This is a genomic window from Chryseobacterium arthrosphaerae (genome assembly GCF_001684965.1).
GTDB lineage: Bacteria > Bacteroidota > Bacteroidia > Flavobacteriales > Weeksellaceae > Chryseobacterium > Chryseobacterium arthrosphaerae.
In genome coordinates, this window is the sequence record NZ_MAYG01000001.1 from 2,925,237 (window position 1) to 2,942,213 (window position 16,977).

The 16,977-nt window shown below is 38.2% G+C and carries 13 protein-coding genes; 4 read left to right on the forward strand and 9 right to left on the reverse strand.

What is annotated here, in order from left to right; all coding sequences use genetic code 11:
* Positions 1 to 84: 84 nt before the first annotated feature.
* Entirely contained in the window at positions 85 to 1,023 is a 939-nt protein-coding gene (locus tag BBI00_RS13180; protein ID WP_065399199.1) for a T9SS type A sorting domain-containing protein, read from the reverse strand.
* Positions 1,024 to 1,174: 151 nt separating this feature from the next.
* Here BBI00_RS13180 and BBI00_RS13185 point away from each other — a divergent pair, with 151 nt between their 5' ends.
* Both BBI00_RS13185 and dusB read left to right on the forward strand, forming a co-directional pair.
* Positions 1,175 to 4,402, forward strand: coding sequence for a hypothetical protein (locus BBI00_RS13185; RefSeq protein WP_083988501.1), 3,228 nt, complete (start codon positions 1,175 to 1,177; stop codon positions 4,400 to 4,402).
* Between the two features lie 187 nt (positions 4,403 to 4,589).
* Entirely contained in the window at positions 4,590 to 5,585 is a 996-nt protein-coding gene (gene dusB / locus BBI00_RS13190) for a tRNA dihydrouridine synthase DusB (protein WP_065399200.1), read from the forward strand.
* Positions 5,586 to 5,637: 52 nt separating this feature from the next.
* On the opposite strand, the gene deoC is transcribed toward dusB, so the two are convergent.
* From deoC to BBI00_RS13215, 5 genes are all read right to left on the reverse strand, one after another.
* Entirely contained in the window at positions 5,638 to 6,381 is a 744-nt protein-coding gene (deoC, locus tag BBI00_RS13195) for a deoxyribose-phosphate aldolase (RefSeq protein WP_065399201.1), read from the reverse strand.
* A 4-nt stretch (positions 6,382 to 6,385) separates the two neighbouring features.
* On the reverse strand, positions 6,386 to 6,856 hold the full coding sequence (locus BBI00_RS13200; protein ID WP_047490188.1) for an Lrp/AsnC ligand binding domain-containing protein: 471 nt from the start codon (positions 6,854 to 6,856) through the stop codon (positions 6,386 to 6,388).
* Between the two features lie 28 nt (positions 6,857 to 6,884).
* Positions 6,885 to 7,826 carry an endonuclease/exonuclease/phosphatase family protein gene (locus tag BBI00_RS13205; RefSeq protein WP_065399202.1) on the reverse strand — a complete coding sequence of 314 codons (942 nt, stop codon included), beginning with the start codon at positions 7,824 to 7,826 and terminating at the stop codon, positions 6,885 to 6,887.
* A gap of 371 nt (positions 7,827 to 8,197) precedes the next feature.
* Complete coding sequence (gene trmD, locus BBI00_RS13210; protein WP_065399203.1) at positions 8,198 to 8,869, reverse strand: tRNA (guanosine(37)-N1)-methyltransferase TrmD; 672 nt, start codon at positions 8,867 to 8,869, stop codon at positions 8,198 to 8,200.
* Complete coding sequence (locus BBI00_RS13215) at positions 8,866 to 10,128, reverse strand: NAD(P)/FAD-dependent oxidoreductase (RefSeq protein WP_065399204.1); 1,263 nt, start codon at positions 10,126 to 10,128, stop codon at positions 8,866 to 8,868. The genes trmD and BBI00_RS13215 overlap by 4 nt, the downstream gene beginning before the upstream one ends.
* Before the next feature lie 65 nt (positions 10,129 to 10,193).
* Between BBI00_RS13215 and BBI00_RS13220 the strand changes: the two genes are divergently transcribed.
* On the forward strand, positions 10,194 to 11,057 hold the full coding sequence (locus BBI00_RS13220) for a glycoside hydrolase family 25 protein (RefSeq protein WP_185116319.1): 864 nt from the start codon (positions 10,194 to 10,196) through the stop codon (positions 11,055 to 11,057).
* Between the two features lie 231 nt (positions 11,058 to 11,288).
* Here BBI00_RS13220 and BBI00_RS13225 read toward each other — a convergent pair whose 3' ends face one another.
* On the reverse strand, positions 11,289 to 12,938 hold the full coding sequence (locus BBI00_RS13225; protein WP_065399205.1) for an alpha/beta fold hydrolase: 1,650 nt from the start codon (positions 12,936 to 12,938) through the stop codon (positions 11,289 to 11,291).
* Positions 12,939 to 13,085: 147 nt separating this feature from the next.
* Positions 13,086 to 13,598 carry a 5' nucleotidase, NT5C type gene (locus tag BBI00_RS13230; RefSeq protein WP_065399206.1) on the reverse strand — a complete coding sequence of 171 codons (513 nt, stop codon included), beginning with the start codon at positions 13,596 to 13,598 and terminating at the stop codon, positions 13,086 to 13,088.
* A 226-nt stretch (positions 13,599 to 13,824) separates the two neighbouring features.
* Between BBI00_RS13230 and BBI00_RS13235 the strand changes: the two genes are divergently transcribed.
* Complete coding sequence (locus tag BBI00_RS13235) at positions 13,825 to 15,717, forward strand: ABC-F family ATP-binding cassette domain-containing protein (RefSeq protein ID WP_065399207.1); 1,893 nt, start codon at positions 13,825 to 13,827, stop codon at positions 15,715 to 15,717.
* An 84-nt stretch (positions 15,718 to 15,801) separates the two neighbouring features.
* Here the strand turns inward: BBI00_RS13235 and BBI00_RS13240 are convergent, their stop codons facing one another.
* Complete coding sequence (locus BBI00_RS13240; protein WP_065399208.1) at positions 15,802 to 16,857, reverse strand: Gfo/Idh/MocA family oxidoreductase; 1,056 nt, start codon at positions 16,855 to 16,857, stop codon at positions 15,802 to 15,804.
* Positions 16,858 to 16,977: the final 120 nt, after the last annotated feature.

Genomic DNA, 16,977 nt, shown 5'->3' on the forward strand with positions numbered 1-16,977 from the left:
ATTTTTTTTAATAATGGGATAAAACTACAAAAAAAACGCCATTAAAGTTTAATGGCGTTATATATTTAACAATTAGTTAATTATCTATTTTTTAATTACTTTTTCAGAAACGTTTTTACCGTTTACAGTTCCGGTTACGATATAAATTCCTTTTTGAAGTTCAGCAACATTTAATGCTCCGTTTTCAGATACAGAAGCTGTTTTAAGTAACTGTCCGTTTACATTGAAAATTTTAACATCAGACTTAGATCCGAAATAAATTTCGTTATCTACTGAAGTATTCTTTACAAAACTCTTTTTAGAAGTTTTATTTTCAATCGTTGCTAAAGTTCCGGATGCCTGAGGAGTTAAAGAAAAATCATCAATAGCAAGACCGTCATCAGTACCAGTAATGTTTACATCTACAAATCTGATCCAGAAAGTTTGGTTTGCAGGAATATTCAAGCCTGAAATTGTAGTACTAAGAGCTGTTCTGTAATTAGCATTATTTCCATCTCTAAGTCCTACCACTCCTGTAACATCAGTGGAGTTATATGTTAAGGCCGAAACAGCAGTCCAGGTTCCTGTAGTTAATGAAGTAGCATCGGTACTGTATTCAAATGTAATCTGATCATCTGTCCCTCTATTAGCCTGTCCCATTCTCCACTCTTCTCCAGTATAAGCTACTAAAAGATCTGTAATGGCAGCTCCTGTATCATTTTTAAATTGAGCACCCCATCTTGACAATAAATTTCCACTGGCAATAGAACCCAATGCTCTATCTGTACTCCCTGTAGCACCATAGCTATAAGTATTTCCACCGTTTGAACTTCCATTATCTGCGGCATAGGTAGCATTGGCATTAGAACCTGTTTCAACAACGTTCCATCCATCCAGACTTCCTGTTAGAGTTAGTGACCCTGTTCCTGTATTGGCCAATCCATCAAAATTTTGAGTGTAAGCGGTGTTAAGAGATGTAAGACTGATTTGAGCAAAAGCTAGACTTGAAAGGCCAACCAATGCCAACGAATAAAGTTTTTTCATGATCTAAAAATTTTTGTTATTAATAATTTCAGAGGCTAAATTACATTTAATTTTTTGGACCTCACAATATTTGGGTTAAATTTCTGTTAATAATAGTTGACCTATTGATGTTAACATTTTTTAATTATTTTTACGCATTATTTTTCAGGACTTGCGGAATTTTATTATCCTAATCGTATTACTTTTCTTAGGCATATTTTCAGGAAATGCTCAGGTATTTTCATGGAAAAACCCTAACGTTCCTGAAGACAGTGTAAAAAGAGACAGCATCCTCGCTGCAAAGCTCGAGCGGGACCTTTTTGCCAAAGATACTCTGGACTTTATACGGACCAATAATAAAATCGTCATTGATGAAGCCGTCCTGGCAAAAAATGATAAAAAGAGATTTTTAGGAGAGCTTAATTCCAAAGGATCTATTATCCGGGGAATCACTTTTGGTAATAACCAGGGGCAGTCTGTACAGAGTTCCATGGATCTTCAGATCTCCGGGAGACTTTCTAAGGATGTGACAATTTTAGCTAGTATTTCAGATCATAACCTGCCCATTCAGGCTGATGGATATACCCAGACTTTAGAAGAGTTTGACAAGATCTACATGCAGCTTAACATTAAAGAAAAGTCTATTCTCAGAGCGGGACACCTTGATCTCGTAGAAGCTAAAAATTATTTTGCCAAATACCAGCGGAGAAGTATGGGGCTTCAGTTCCAGACAGAATTCGGTAAAGACAACAAAACGTTTGTAGACATTTCAGCAGGGGTCGCCCGAAGTGAATTTCACAGGATCCGTTTTCAGGGGGTTGAAGGAAACCAGGGGCCTTACCGTCTGACCGGTAAAAACGGAGAACAGTTTATTACCCTGATTTCAGGATCTGAACAGGTTTTTATTGATGGGATCTTGATGAAACGTGGAGAAAACCAGGATTATATCATCAATTATAACACAGGAGAGGTTACCTTTACCAGTTTTCGTCCTATTTTCCAGCAGAATTTCATTACCATTTCCTATAATTACGCCAATAGGAATTATTCCAGGTATTTATTTACAGGAAAACTGGAGCATCAGAGAGAGAAATTCAAGGTGGGTCTGAACTGGTTTATGGAGAATGACAATAAAAACGCACCGCTTTCCTTAAGCCTTTCCAAAGAGGATGAGCAAATATTAGCGGAAGCCGGAAATGATCCTAACCTGATGTATGCCCCGTCAGGAGTTGTTACGGAATACGATGTCAACAAAATTTTATACCGTCTGAATCCGGCCGGAAATTTCTATGAGTTTTCCACAGATCCCAGCTTAACCCTTTATCAGGTTTCCTTTACCTATTTCGGAGCTAATCAAGGGGATTATAAAATTGCTCAGACGACCAATAACGGGCGTGTTTTTGAATATGCAGGACCCAACGGAGGAGATTACAGGGCCGTAAGAAAACTTCCTTCACCTCAGAAATCACAGGTATATTCCCTTAACTCGGAATATTTACTGAATGAAGGAAAAATAGGAGCTGATATTTCCCTTAGCAATTACGATGTCAATTTATTTTCATCCAAGGATTCTGATCAGAATATCGGATATGCATGGAGGATATTTGGAAACAAGAGTTTCACCAAAAATTCATGGAAGGGAACTCCGAGCTTTGAATATCAATATATCGACAAACAGTTCCATATCCTGGACCGTATCAACGATGTAGAATTCTCAAGAGACTTCAACTTAACCCAGGAATTTAATAAGAAGACCCAAAACAGGTTTATTTTCAGCTTTTTGAATAAATGGAACAATAAATCCACTTTAAACTACCGCATCAACTATCTGGATGAGCAAAACTCCTATAAAGGAATTAAGAATGACCTGGATTTCGGATGGATCACCGGGAAATTCTTTACCAAAGGAAATTTATCATACCTGAGTACCAATGCTACCCTTCAGGATACCAAATTCATCCGCGGAGGGGTTTCTACAGAATTCACAGGTAAAAAGGGAAGCTGGGCCATCGGAGGCAGCATGGAACATAATGAGAAGAAATACAATGACACCCAACTGATGGATGTTACAAGTTTCAGCTGGAAAGAAATTTTTGTACAGAAGAAAATAGGTGACAGTACGCGGACAAAACTTTTAGCGAAAGTATATATGCGTGACAACGATTCCGTGCGTGACAACAGGCTGCAGAATATGAACAATATTCTTGGTTTCATGGCAGAAAGCCAGATTATCAAAACGGAAAAAACAACTTTAAATGCTTTGATCCATTACAGAAAATTCTTCTATTCAGGGGCAGAAAGTGATGTAACGAGAAACAACGATTTCGTTGTCGGAAACATTCTTTACAATCAGCAGCTTTTCCGGAACGGGATGCGTCTTCAGGCATTTTATGAGCTTGGAAACGGACAGGAGGCCCAAAGGGAATTTCAATACATAAAAGTGACAGACGGACAGGGGATTTATAAATGGACGGATTATAACGGTGATGGCATTCAGCAGCTTGATGAGTTTGAAATTGCCGAATATTCCGACCTTGCCCAATACATAAGGGTTTATACGAATTCCGTAAGATATATTCCTTCCAATAAAAACAAACTGCAGCTTGCATTATTTGTTAATCCGGCCATTGTTTTCAATTCGGAGAATGCATTTTTAAAGCGATGGAATTTCAATATTTCATTGAATTCCCAAAACTCTTTCTACAAAAAAGACAAAGTTCTGGTGCTGAACCCGTTTGAAAAAAACAGCGATCAGATCCTTAAAAATCAGAATATTCTGGCCTCCGTACAATTCAATCCCACTGATAAATCAGGTTGGAACGGAAATTACCGTTTGATCACCAATGACAATCTTATCAATGCGAATTTCAGTAATGAAGAACGTGAGCAGACTTCTCATTTTGTCAACGTAGGATATTGGTTCAACAAGGAATTCAGGGTCGACTGGGAAAATTCCGTACACGACATCAAAAACTCGTCCCAGCTTTTTGCTACCAGGGATTACCGCTTAAATAATTTCGAGACCAAACCTAAGGCAACCTATAAATTCACTGATGCAATTCAGACTGAACTTTCTTCTGCTTTCCGCCAAAAGAAGAGAATGGACGGTGAAGAACTGCTGAAAGCCTTTGATATTACCGGAACCATTCAATGGGAGCGCAGAAAAACATCGATCCGTGGTAATTTCTCTTTCATCAGCAATAACTTTACCGGAAACAATTTCAGTATCGTAGGAAACCAGATGCTGGATGGCCTGAAGCCCGGAAAAAACCAGGTTTGGAGTGTATTTATTCAGCAGGCGATCAACTCTTTCATCCAGTTGAATTTAAATTATGAAGGAAGAAATTCAGGAGACAGGACGATTCATATCGGAAGTATGCAGGTAAAAGCAAGTTTCTAAATTCAAAGTTTTAGGTTTAAAGCAGAATATTTACTGAAAGGCTCTGCTCTATTTAATTACTTTCAACCTCTCTCAAATCCCCTTAATCTCCACTCTTCCACTCTTAAACCCTAAAGCCAAAATTCACCCATCACATCCATAGATAATATCATATTCCGGGATATTTAGAATTTTGTAAATTTGCACCATGATAAAAATAGGCAATATAGAACTGCCGGAATTTCCGCTTTTGCTGGCTCCGATGGAAGATGTAAGTGATCCTCCGTTCAGACGTTTGTGTAAAATGCACGGTGCAGACCTGATGTATTCGGAATTTATTTCTTCCGAAGGCTTAATTCGTGATGCGATCAAAAGCCGTAAAAAGCTGGATATTTTCGATTATGAAAGACCGGTGGGTATACAGATATTTGGAGGTGATGAAGAAGCTATGGCCATGTCTGCAAGAATTGTGGAAACCGTAAATCCTGATCTTGTGGATATCAACTTCGGATGTCCTGTAAAAAAAGTAGTATGCAAAGGAGCCGGAGCCGGAGTTTTGAAAGATATTGACCTTATGGTGCGTCTTACAAAAGCTGTTGTAAGTTCTACTCATCTGCCTGTAACGGTGAAAACCCGTTTAGGGTGGGACAGCAGCTGCATTAATATTGATGAAGTTGCAGAACGTTTACAGGAAACAGGAATCAAAGCATTAACCATACATGCCAGAACCCGTGCACAGATGTACAAAGGGGAAGCAGACTGGGAACATATTTCAAGAATCAAGCAAAATCCCAATATCGAGATTCCAATTTTTGGTAACGGAGATATTGATTCTCCTGAAAAAGCACTGGCCTACAAACAAAAATATGCATGCGACGGAATTATGATTGGCCGTGCAGCTATTGGTTACCCATGGATATTTAATGAAATCAAACATTTCTTTAAAACAGGTGAACATTTACCTGCACCAACGATTTCAGACCGTTTACTGGCAGTACGCCAACATGCGGAATGGAGCGCAGAGTGGAAAGGTGAAAGACTGGGATTGGTTGAAATGAGACAGCATTACAGCAACTATTTCAGAGGAGTTCCACACTTCAAAGAATTCAGAAAAAGGTTCCTTGAAGTATTTACACTGGAAGAAATGGACAGCCTGATCAAAGAAACCCAACAGTTTTACGAAGAGTATCAGGAACAGGTATAAAAACAAAAAACCATCAATTGAATTGATGGTTTTTTTATGGTATCATATTGAATTAATATCCTTCTGATGAAGATTCATCTTTGATCAGGGCCAAGGCGGAAGAGGTTCCGATTCTTTTCACTCCCATGCTGATCATTTTTTCAGCATCTGCAGGCGTTCTTACTCCTCCGGCTGCTTTTACAGGAAGTTTTCCTGCATTGTCCAGCATGATTTTTATGCCTTCGAATGTTGCTCCGTTTGGCTTTCCACCTGTAGTTTCATAAAATCCTGTTGAAGATTTCACAAAAATATGAGGCAGCTCATTCTCAGAAAAATGTTCTTCTGCCCATTGAGAAATCTTTTGGGTAAGATCTGCAATCTGCGCATCTGTTAAAGCTGCGATCTCAATGATCCATTTGGCAATTTTGCGATGCTCCAGTGCCAGACCGGTACATTTTACAAATTCATCTTTTACCAGTTCAAGATCTCCCTGAATATAGGCTTTGTAATTGATCACAAAATCCAGTTCATCAGCACCGTCTTCAATTGCTTTCGAAGCTTCTGCAAGCTTTTCTTCAACAGAATACGTTCCTTCGTGAAAGCCTATTACAGTTCCTACTGCAACATTTGAATTTCTTTCCTGAATATATTTCTTGATCTCTCCTACATAATCCGGGCGGATCATTACGGCAAAAATACCATTATCGATCGCTTCCTGAGCAAGTTCTTTATCTTTCTGAAGTGTTTCTTCGTTGGAAATACCTGACTGTTCCGGTGTTTTCAGGTAAGTTGAATCCAAATATTGGGCTATGTTCATATCGTTATACTTTCAATTGTCTGTAAATACCTTGTTCTAAAGAGATAAAGGTTTCTGTTCTGGTTACTCCTTTCAGTTTCTGAAGTTTGCTAAGGATCTGCATCAGATGGTCATTATCTTTACAAAGAACTTTCAGGAATATGGTATAATTTCCTGTTGTGTAATGGGCTTCCACTACTTCATTGATGTCATGCAAAGATTTTACCACATCCGGGTAATGACTTGGCTGATCAAGAAATACACCGATGTAAGAAATTACCTTATACCCTATTTTTTTAGGATTAAGGAAAGAAATGGAGTTTTCAATAACGCCTGCGTGTTCCAGTTTTTTAATTCTCTGATGTACCGCAGTGGTGGAAATCCCTACATTTTTAGAAATGTGGGCTAAAGAAGTTTTAGCATTATCCATCAACATGTAAATAATCTCTTTGTCGATGGAATCTAAATGATAGCTTGTGTTGCTCGAATTTTTCATTTTCTACTTTTTTATTATTTATGTTTTTTTACTGTAAGCTTTTAAATGTTACAAAAACCGGAAAGTGATCACTATATCCGCCCAGATACCGTGTGCCGGCATACGTTCGGAAAGGTCGTCCTTCAAAATTTCTGGTTCTGCTGCTGATTTTTTCAGAATTGAATATATGTGCCTCCTGAAAAGTCAGGGTCTTATTATCAAGAAGTGATCTTGACATAATGATCTGATCATACAGCAATCCAGATTTATAATGAAAAGTAGAATAATTTCTTGCAGAAAACAACTGTTGAAAAGGGTTTATCAAAACCTTCTCATGATCGTTGCCATAGAGAATTTGTACTAAATTTTCATCATCCGGGTTTTCGTTAAAGTCACCACACAATATAACATGCTCCTTATCTTCATCTACAATTTTCAAGATCCGTTGCCGGATTTCGTTCAGTATAAAGGCTCTTTTGGGTTTATTGATATCTTTTTCGCGCTTAGAGGGAAGATGGGCGATGAAGACATTAATAATCTCATCTTTATATTTAATTTTTGAAAAAAGTACGTCTCGCGTGGTGTCGTAATTTCCAGTGTTTTTATTTCCTATTTCAAAAAAGAAAGTAATGGTTTCAGAATCTATGACCTCTACTTTATTTTTATCATATAACATGGCTACGTCTACCTTCCGTTCATCCATAGAATTGTAATGTACAATTCCGTATTCCGAATTAAAGGGCTCCATTTCCACCAGATCTTCAAGAACCTTCCTTCCGGAAACTTCAGATAACCCAATGATAAACGGTAAGACGCCATTTTCCTCCTTCATCAGTTGATATACGTGTGAGATCTTAAAAATTTTATTTTTATATCTCTTTTCATCCCAATTTCTTAAACCTGAACGGGTAGGATCTAATTTGTGTACAGGTTTCGGATCAGGGAGAAATAAATTTTCAACATTATAAAAAGAGAACAGTTCCGTCAACATTAATTTCTATACTTTTAATTTATTATGTTCTTTTTTCTCAATGTAAATTTATTATTTTTTTTCAAATTTTATTGATTCTTAGCACGATGCAGTCAAATCAATTTCCAATAAGAAATATTTCAAATATAACAAAAAATCTTAATAAAACCAGTTATAGCGAATTAATTTTTCAATTATTCCCACAATTTAACATATAATTCAAAATACAAATCTATGCAAAAAGTGAAATAATAAAAATAAAATTATAATTTAAAATTGAAAATATTAATATTTTTCTATTCACCTACATTTATAACAAATATTATTCCATTTATAATTACAACAAACGTAATTTATTAAAAAGAAATTGTTCAAATAGGGATATGTATTTTTTACAGTAAATCGGGGCGTTTTTCTTTGGTAATCCTTACGGCTTCCTCATGACGCCACTCTTCAATCTTACCGAAGTTTCCGCTCAGTAAGATTTTAGGCACTTCAAGTCCTTTATAACTTTCGGGTCTTGTATAAATAGGTGGCGAAAGAAGATCATCCTGGAAGCTGTCCGTTAAAGCGCTCTGTTCATCATTCAGAACACCCGGAAGCAGTCTGATGATAGAATCGGCCAGCACACACGCAGCAAGCTCCCCACCTGTAAGAACATAATCTCCGATAGAAATCTCTTTTGTAATATGAAGATCTCTCACCCTCTGGTCTATACCTTTATAATGTCCGCAAAGGAAGATCAAGTTGTTTTTTATAGAAAGAGAATTGGCTATTTTCTGGTTCAAGGTAACGCCATCCGGGGTCAGGTAAATCACCTCATCATAATTTCTTTGAGATTTCAGCTCTGAAATGCATTTATCCAATGGCTCTACCATCATGACCATTCCTGCTCCGCCTCCGTAAGGTTCATCATCGATCTGTCTGTGCTTATTGACAGCCCAGTCTCTTAAATGATGAAAATGTACTTCTGCCAGTCCTTTATCCATCGCTCTCTTCAAAATAGAGGTTTTAAACGGACTTTCCATCAGTTCAGGAAGTACGCTTATGATATCAATTCTCATTGTAATGTTCCGTTTTTCTTAGTAGGTATAATAATTAATCTTAAAGAAGAATCTTTGTTGATATAGCTCCACATCCAGTTGAAGAATATGGCCAGCTTATTTCGAACGCTCAAAATTAGCATTAAATGCAGAAACATCCAGAAATACCAGGCCAGAAATCCCTGGAACTTGATAAATGGCAGGTCAACAACTGCTCTGTGCTTTCCAATGGTAGCTAATGAGCCTTTGTCATCATACTCATATTCTTTCCATTCGTTCTGATTTTTCTTTAAAAGATTTTTACCTAAGTTCTTTGCCTGATTTATGGCTACATTGGCAACCTGAGGGTGCCCCTGAGGATATTTAGGGGTTTCCATATAGGCAATATCACCAATGGCATATATATTATCGTAGCCTTTTATTTTATTGTATCTGTCAACGATGTATCTGTTCCGAACTAATTTTTCTTCGGGGAAACCGTCTATCACATTTCCTGTAACGCCTGCTGCCCAGATAACATTATTGGATGGGATTTCCTTTCCGCTTCTCAGATGTACTTTATCGCCGTCATAATCTGTCACTACTTCTCCGCTCATAAAGGTCACTCCCAGATCTTTCAGATATTTCTCAGATTTGTCCTGTGCTTCCTGGCTCATGACGGCAAGAGGCTTTTCAGTAGAGCTTACCAGAATAATCTTCAGCTGGTCAAAGTTCATATACGGATAATCTCTGGGAAGGATGTCTTTTTTCATTTCGGCGAAGGCTCCTGCGAGCTCTACACCGGTAGGGCCGCTTCCTACGATTACGATATTCCAGTTTCCGTCATCGCTCCGGCTTTTTTCTATGATCAGTTTTTCAAAGGTCATCAGAACGTGATTCCTGATGCTGATCGCTTCCTGGGTATTTTTCATCCCAAAGGCCTTGCCTTCAAGTTCTTTATTACCAAAAAAATTAGTTTTACAGCCTGTTGCAATGATGAGTTTGTCATAGGTAAATTCAGCTTCATCCGTAATTACCTTATTGTTGACCGGATCAATCTCCCTGACGTCTGTCATCCGGAACTGTGTGTTTCTGGACTGCTGAAAAATCTTTCTGAAGGGGAAAGAAATGTTGGAAGGCTCTATCCTTCCTGAGGCAACCTGATAAAAAAGCGGCTGAAACATATGATGGTTCATCCGGTCCAGAACAATTACTTTTTTGTTCTTATTATTTAATGTTTTTGCAAGCTGCAGCCCCGCAAATCCTCCTCCAATAATGATGATTTTTTCGCGTGTTTCCATAATACACAAATTTACTGATTTTATTTAGCATTTAGCAGTGAAAAAAGTTAGTTTTGCAAAACTTTATGACACCAAAAAAGTACACCAAAAAAACTGCCAAACGGATCCATAAGAACAGACGGAAGAAGTATTTTTTCCGGAGATGGGTAATACTGGCGATCCTGATAATTGCTTTAATAGGTACCGGATTTTATTTAAAACAATCTGTCAGCTATTATTACGCTTTGTACTTTAATAAATTCAGGCATAAAAAACTTCACAACAGCGAAAAGGAAGCCGCAAGGATTCAGAGGATCATAAGCAGCAACCTGGACAAGACCTATGGATTCGACATTTCCCATTATCAGAACCGGGAAGATATCAAGTGGGACAGTCTGAGTATCGGAAACAAAACCATACCGCTGGAATTTGTGGTAATGCGTGCTACCATGGGCAACAGAAGTGCAGACAAGCACTTCAATGACTTCTGGGCAGAAGCTAAAAAGCACGATATGATCCGTGGGGCCTATCATTTTTACAGAGCCGATGAAGATCCTGTGATCCAGGCCAATAATTTTCTGGAGAATGTAAAACTGGAAAGCGGAGACCTTCCCCCTATTTTAGATATTGAAAAAATCCCTAAACGAAAGACCAATAAAAAGTTGGTAGAGGATCTGAAAACATGGTGCAAGATTGTGGAAGAATCTTACGGTAAAAAACCTATTATCTATACCTACTATCATTATTATAAAGATTTCCTGAAAGGCGAATTTGAAGATTATCCGCTCTGGCTGGCCAATTATAATGACGTTCCTACTCCATCTCCTGATGATCAGTGGGATTTCTGGCAATTCACAGAGAACGGGATCGTTCATGGTATCAATACTAAAGTAGATCTTGATATTTACAATGGAAATTCATGGTCATTGAAGAGATTAACACTGGATTAGAAGGAAGCAAAACAGATATTGGAAGGTGAAAGTTATGATCTGTTTAAAATTGACTTAAAGTCTTTTTTAAGTTTATTAACCCTACAATTGCAAAGAAAATTACACCGGATATTTTTCGTTCACAAAAGCGTTACATTTAACAAATAATAATGATGCCCTATGGAATTGAAATCCCTTTGTAAATGTTTACATTGTTCATTCTTCCAGACTCCATCTTCCTGTTTCCTGTCTCTAGTTCTTTTCCAGAAACTTCAGAATATCCGCATTTAATTCGTCCGGTCTTTCATAAGGAACCATGTGAGTGGTATCTTTATAAATGATCTTTTCTGCATCAGGAATTTGCCTGGCAATCATTTCCGTATGATCCTGTTTGATGACATCTTTGTCTCCGGCAATGACCAATACCGGGCTCTTTATTCTATTTAAATCCTTTTTGCTGATGTTCGGTTCTGTCAGCATGATCTTTAAAAGTCTGCGTTCATTGATGGTATCTGCTGCTCCCATCTGATTCAGTTGTGCCATCTGAGTGGTGAAGCGTTCCATCAGTTGATCTTGCACGCCTTCAGGAAATGCATTAGCTCCAATGATGACGAGCCTGTTAAGTTTTTCAGGATATTTCAGGGCAAACTCAAGACCGGTATTACCGCCATCACTCCATCCGGCAATATTGATTTTGTCGAGCTTTAAATGATCTGCCAATGCTTTTACATCATCTGCAAACAATTTATAGGTAAAATCTCTTTTGGAAGTGTCTTTACTTTTCCCCTGACCTCTGGTATCTACCACAATTACTTTATACTGCTTTGCTAAAGCAGGAATCTGCTGATAATAATCCCTGATGCTTCCGGAATTGCCATGCAGCAATACCAGAGGTTTGCCTTCACCATAAACTTCATAATAAAGATCAGTATCTTTCAGGGCAAGATAATGTCCTGCCGTTTCATTTTTACCGTATATCGATTGGCTGGCCTCTTCTATATTTTTGCTGTTATCCCGCAGCCATTCCTGGCTATCATCTGTATAGCCCCTATCATCTTCCCCGGTATCTTTTCCGTTTTTATCCATCTTTACATCGATATTAATGGCAGGAGCCGCAATAGACATTTTTTGCCAGTCTCCATAAAACTCTCTTAAAAAACCTGTTCTGAAAAGAGCTGCGCTTATCTTAATCCTGCCCTCAAAAGCTTTTAGGAACTGTATTCCGACAAAAAACCTGCCCTGCACCCAAATATTACGATCATTAACATCAAGGGTATAGGTTCCGTCTTTGATCATATCCTCGGTAAGTTCTACGGTAATTTCCTCATCCAGAATATTTTTATCCGGAAAACCGTTTTTCTCACTATAGATGCTATATCTCATCAGAACCGGCTCCTTTGAAACAAAACTGGCAATATTCAGATTGATATTTTTAATCTTCGATCTTTTTCTGGCATTAAACTCCAGAGCGGTTTCCCCAAGAAATTTGTTTCGGTCAAATTCCGGATTAACGAAATACATAACACTTTTTGTTTTCGTGTTTACGCCCCAGTTTTTATCTACAAGCTTTTTAGGCCGGATGGCAATTTCCTTTATATTTTTAGGCCGTTCCGTTAAAAATATCTTCTGCTGATCATGCTTTTTAAAATTCTCCACCGTTTCTTCATACAGATCATATCCCGGGACTTCGATCTTTACCTTTTGCCCGGGATCCAGACTGGTAAGATCAATTGAAAAGTTGCCTTTTCCGTCAGAAATCGTTCCGGTTGTTTTCTTGGCTACTCCAATTTTTACATAAGGAACAGGTTGGTTTTCATTTTTGGAGATAATGGTTCCCGAAATTACCTGGGCATCCAGGACTGATGCTGCACAAAGGAAGAATAAGGTATTGCGTTTTTTCATGTTAAAAGTTTGATGCAAACTTATTTATTTAAAACCGCCGACATTCATAAAGTCATATTAAAATTCTCCTTCTTTTAGTTAAATTTATTGTAAAAACTCAGCGTTTAGCGGGCTGAAAAACTCTGACAATAAATGCTTCCCTGATTTTTACAGAATATCCATAATCTCTTTCCAGGAATTTACTCTTTTATAAGTATCATTTTCTATCAATTCGTTGTGTGGCTGTGTAAAGATCAGTCTTTCTCCTGAGAAATGATCCAGATTCTTAGGATAATCATCGATCATCACATCGCCTGATACTACTTTTTTGCTTCCGCAAAGGACAATCTGCTCCCAGCTGATGAAAGGAAAATGCTCTACAAGCCAGTCATACTTTTCTCTTAAGCTGTTCGGAAACTCCATTCCTGCAGATACAATATACACTTCATATTTGCTGTTCAGGTACTCCATCGCCTCACGGCTGCCTTCCATCACAGGCAAAGTCCTGAAAAACCCTACTTCATTGACATGGCTTTTGCCATTGGGAAAAGCTTCTGTTTCGGGCTTCCCGGCTATTTCTCTGATTTCGATCTCTCTTCCTGTGTCTCTTTTTTCAAACTGTACCAGCTGATGGTATACATCTGCCATCACCCCGTCCATATCGACAATTACTTTTTTCATTACCTCAAATCGGATTTTACATTATTATTAAATTATTTCTATGAATACCAGCTGTTTCGCTGATATTCCTATCAAATGTACAGAATAGTTTCCGCCGGCAGTGGATACAGTTTATTAAAAAAACGTGAATAATCATTTTATAAAAAGGTGTTCAGGAAAATTTTATGGTTACATTTTCGTATTTTTGCGGCTCAATTCTAATTCAAAACCAAAGCATTAATTTCCAATGAATTACGTTTCTGCAGAAAATCTTACCAAATCTTACGGCATCAAAGTTTTGTTTGAAAACATTTCTTTTCACATTAATGAAGGAGACAAAATTGCCATTGTTGCCAAAAACGGAAGCGGAAAATCTACCCTTCTGAAAATATTAATGGGTAAAGAAATTGCAGACAGCGGTACTGTGATCATCAATAAAGATATTCAGGTGGTTCTGTTTGACCAGGAGATCGATTATGATCCCAATCTCAGCATTGAGGAATTTATGATGACTTTGGACTCGGAACCTATTCTGGCTCTGAAGAACTACCACAAATCCCTTCACTCTACAGATCAGGACTTCATTGAAAAGGCATTGGCAGATATGGAAGTTCACAAAGCCTGGGATCTGGAAAATGAAATGAAGCAGATTCTGTCTCAGCTTAAGATCACTGATCTGGATGCCAAAATGGGAACTCTTTCTGGAGGGCAGATCAAACGTGTGGCCCTGGCAAAATTATTAACGGAAACCAGAGCTGAACACAGACATACACTTCTGATCATGGATGAACCTACCAACCACCTTGATGTGGACATGGTAGAATGGCTTGAGAACTATCTGAACAAAGCAAAAATCACCTTGCTGCTGGTAACTCACGACCGGTATTTCCTGGACAGTGTCTGCGATATCATCTGGGAAATGGAAGACAGGAATCTTTATGTTCATAACGGTTCATATGCCACTTATCTTGAAAATAAAATGATTCGTGAGGAAAATCTCAATGCCACTATTGATAAGGCCAACAACCTTTACAGAAAGGAGCTTGAGTGGATGCGAAGACAGCCTAAAGCAAGAACAACCAAATCCAAAAGCAGGATTGATGCCTTCTATGAAACAGAAAAAGTGGCCAAGACCGATACCCGGAAAGAAGGCCTGGAACTGGATTTTGAAATGAAACGTCTGGGAAATAAAATTCTTGAACTGAAACATATTGATAAAAGTTTCGGGGATAAGGTTCTTTTAAAAGACTTCAGTTATCAGTTTCAGCGTGGTGAGAAGGTAGGAATCATCGGGAAAAACGGGGCTGGAAAATCTACTTTATTAAATATTATTCAGGGATTTGAAAAAGCAGACAAAGGGGAAATAGAAACGGGAGAAACTATTTCTTTCGGGTATTTTGCCCAAAAGGGACTTACTTATAAGGAAGACGAGCGTGTGATTGATTTCATTAAAGAAATTGCAGAGCATTATCCTCTGGCTAACGGAAGAAGTCTTTCCGCATCACAGTTCCTGAGATTATTCTTATTTGACGACCAGACGCAATACTCTCCTATTTCCAAACTTTCGGGAGGTGAAAAAAGAAGGCTTCACCTGATGTATATTTTATACCAGAATCCTAACTTCCTGATTTTTGATGAGCCTACGAACGACCTGGATCTTCCGACCCTGACGGTCCTGGAAAACTTCCTTCAACAATTCCAGGGATCTCTGATCATCGTTTCCCACGACCGTTATTTTATGGACAGGATTGTAGACCATGTGCTGGCTTTTGAAGGAAACGGAAAAATAAAAGATTTTGTAGGAAATTTCTCAGAATACAGGGAAGCCAAAAGCCGGGAAGAATCTTTAGAAAAAAATACAACGGCAAAGCCAGAACCGGTAAAAGAAACCCCTGCAGCTACCGTAAACGCTTCATCGTCCCATTCTAAAAGGAAACTTACCTTTAAGGAACAGAGAGAACTGGAAACGATTGAAAAAGAAATGCCTGAATTGGAAGAACAGCGTGCAAAAATCCTGGATCAGCTTAACAATGAAACAGATTACGAAAAAATAGCTAAGCTATCTTCTGAACTGGAAACAGTTTCTGAAACACTCGAAAACCAGGAGATGAGATGGCTTGAGCTTCAGGAATTATTATAAAAAAACATGAGCTATGAATGAATTCAGGGGTTTTTATTCTTCATCCTAAAACCCTTAACTCACTCATAGCTCACTGATAATCATCTACAGCACCACCACCCTTTCTTCTTCTGAACTTTCCAGGGAGGCGTCGATGATTTTCATATTCAGGATTACCTCTTTTCCGGGAGAAGGTAAAGGATATCCGAAAACAATGTGCTCATAGATCTGTTGGTAATAATCCATATAATTTCCGGCTTCACTGGAAGTCTCCATTCTTTCAGTTTCTCCTTTTTCATTTAAAAAGTTGACGATCCCATCAGGTTCTTTCAAGGGCTGTGCCCATTCTTTACCGTAGACAGGAATCGCTCCGCTTACCAGTTCATTTTCCTGATTATCGGTTCTCTCCTGAAGGAATGTTCCCCTGTCACCATGAATTTTATAGGCGTGATGGTCTTCTTTGGTAAATACCGATGATTTTAACCGTACTCTAAGATCATTTTTATAGAACAGCAGGATCTCAAAATAATCATTTGCAAACTCAGACCCTTTCATAGAGAAGACATCAGCAAAAAGCTTTTCAGGATATCCGAAATACTGTATTGCCTGGTCTACGAGATGTGCTCCGAGATCGTGAAGTGAGCCTGAGCCCATCTGATCCGGGCTTTCTTTATGCTGTTTCCCGCTTGGCTCAGTCCGGAATCTGTCAAAACGGATTTCAGCTTCTTTAATATTCCCCAGCTTATCCGAAGAGAGGATCTCTTTCACCTTCAAAAAATCACGGTCAAACCTTCTGTTCTGATATACGCTTAAGAATAATCCTTTATCTTCAGCCAGTTTCACCAGTTCTTCAGCTTCTGAAACATTGACTGTAAAAGGTTTTTCAACAATGATATTTTTTCCTGCTTCCAGTGCTTTTCTGGCATATTCATAATGGGTCTGCACCGGAGTGTTGATAATCACCAGTTCAACATCTGCCTTCTCCAGCATTTCTTCTACGGAACGATAGATGGTTGCTTCCGGATATTTATCTTTAGATTCTTCTTTACTTCTCTCTACTATGCCGGAAAGAAAAAATCCCGGATGTTCCTTTAGAAAAGGAGCATGAAACACTTTTCCACTCATCCCAAAGGCACAAAGCCCTGCTTTTACCAATTGCATATTCTTTTATTTTTTACAAATATATTCATAAAAAAAGCGGATCACACCTATTGATTGCATAGAAACGAATCATTTTTTGCATGTGAAGGATATGACAAAAATCATAAAATTATTTTTAAC

Bases quoted from the DNA above. Each gene is read 5' to 3' on its own strand.
- deoC (WP_065399201.1), bottom strand. From the start codon at position 6,381: ATGAACATAGCCCAATATTTGGATTCAACTTACCTGAAAACACCGGAA.
- BBI00_RS13240 (WP_065399208.1), bottom strand. From the start codon at position 16,857: ATGCAATTGGTAAAAGCAGGGCTTTGTGCCTTTGGGATGAGTGGAAAA.
- dusB (WP_065399200.1), top strand. From the start codon at position 4,590: ATGATAAAAATAGGCAATATAGAACTGCCGGAATTTCCGCTTTTGCTG.
- BBI00_RS13180 (WP_065399199.1), bottom strand. From the start codon at position 1,023: ATGAAAAAACTTTATTCGTTGGCATTGGTTGGCCTTTCAAGTCTAGCT.
- BBI00_RS13225 (WP_065399205.1), bottom strand. From the start codon at position 12,938: ATGAAAAAACGCAATACCTTATTCTTCCTTTGTGCAGCATCAGTCCTG.
- BBI00_RS13215 (WP_065399204.1), bottom strand. From the start codon at position 10,128: ATGGAAACACGCGAAAAAATCATCATTATTGGAGGAGGATTTGCGGGG.
- BBI00_RS13205 (WP_065399202.1), bottom strand. From the start codon at position 7,826: ATGTTGACGGAACTGTTCTCTTTTTATAATGTTGAAAATTTATTTCTC.
- BBI00_RS13235 (WP_065399207.1), top strand. From the start codon at position 13,825: ATGAATTACGTTTCTGCAGAAAATCTTACCAAATCTTACGGCATCAAA.
- BBI00_RS13200 (WP_047490188.1), bottom strand. From the start codon at position 6,856: ATGAAAAATTCGAGCAACACAAGCTATCATTTAGATTCCATCGACAAA.
- BBI00_RS13220 (WP_185116319.1), top strand. From the start codon at position 10,194: ATGACACCAAAAAAGTACACCAAAAAAACTGCCAAACGGATCCATAAG.
- trmD (WP_065399203.1), bottom strand. From the start codon at position 8,869: ATGAGAATTGATATCATAAGCGTACTTCCTGAACTGATGGAAAGTCCG.
- BBI00_RS13230 (WP_065399206.1), bottom strand. From the start codon at position 13,598: ATGAAAAAAGTAATTGTCGATATGGACGGGGTGATGGCAGATGTATAC.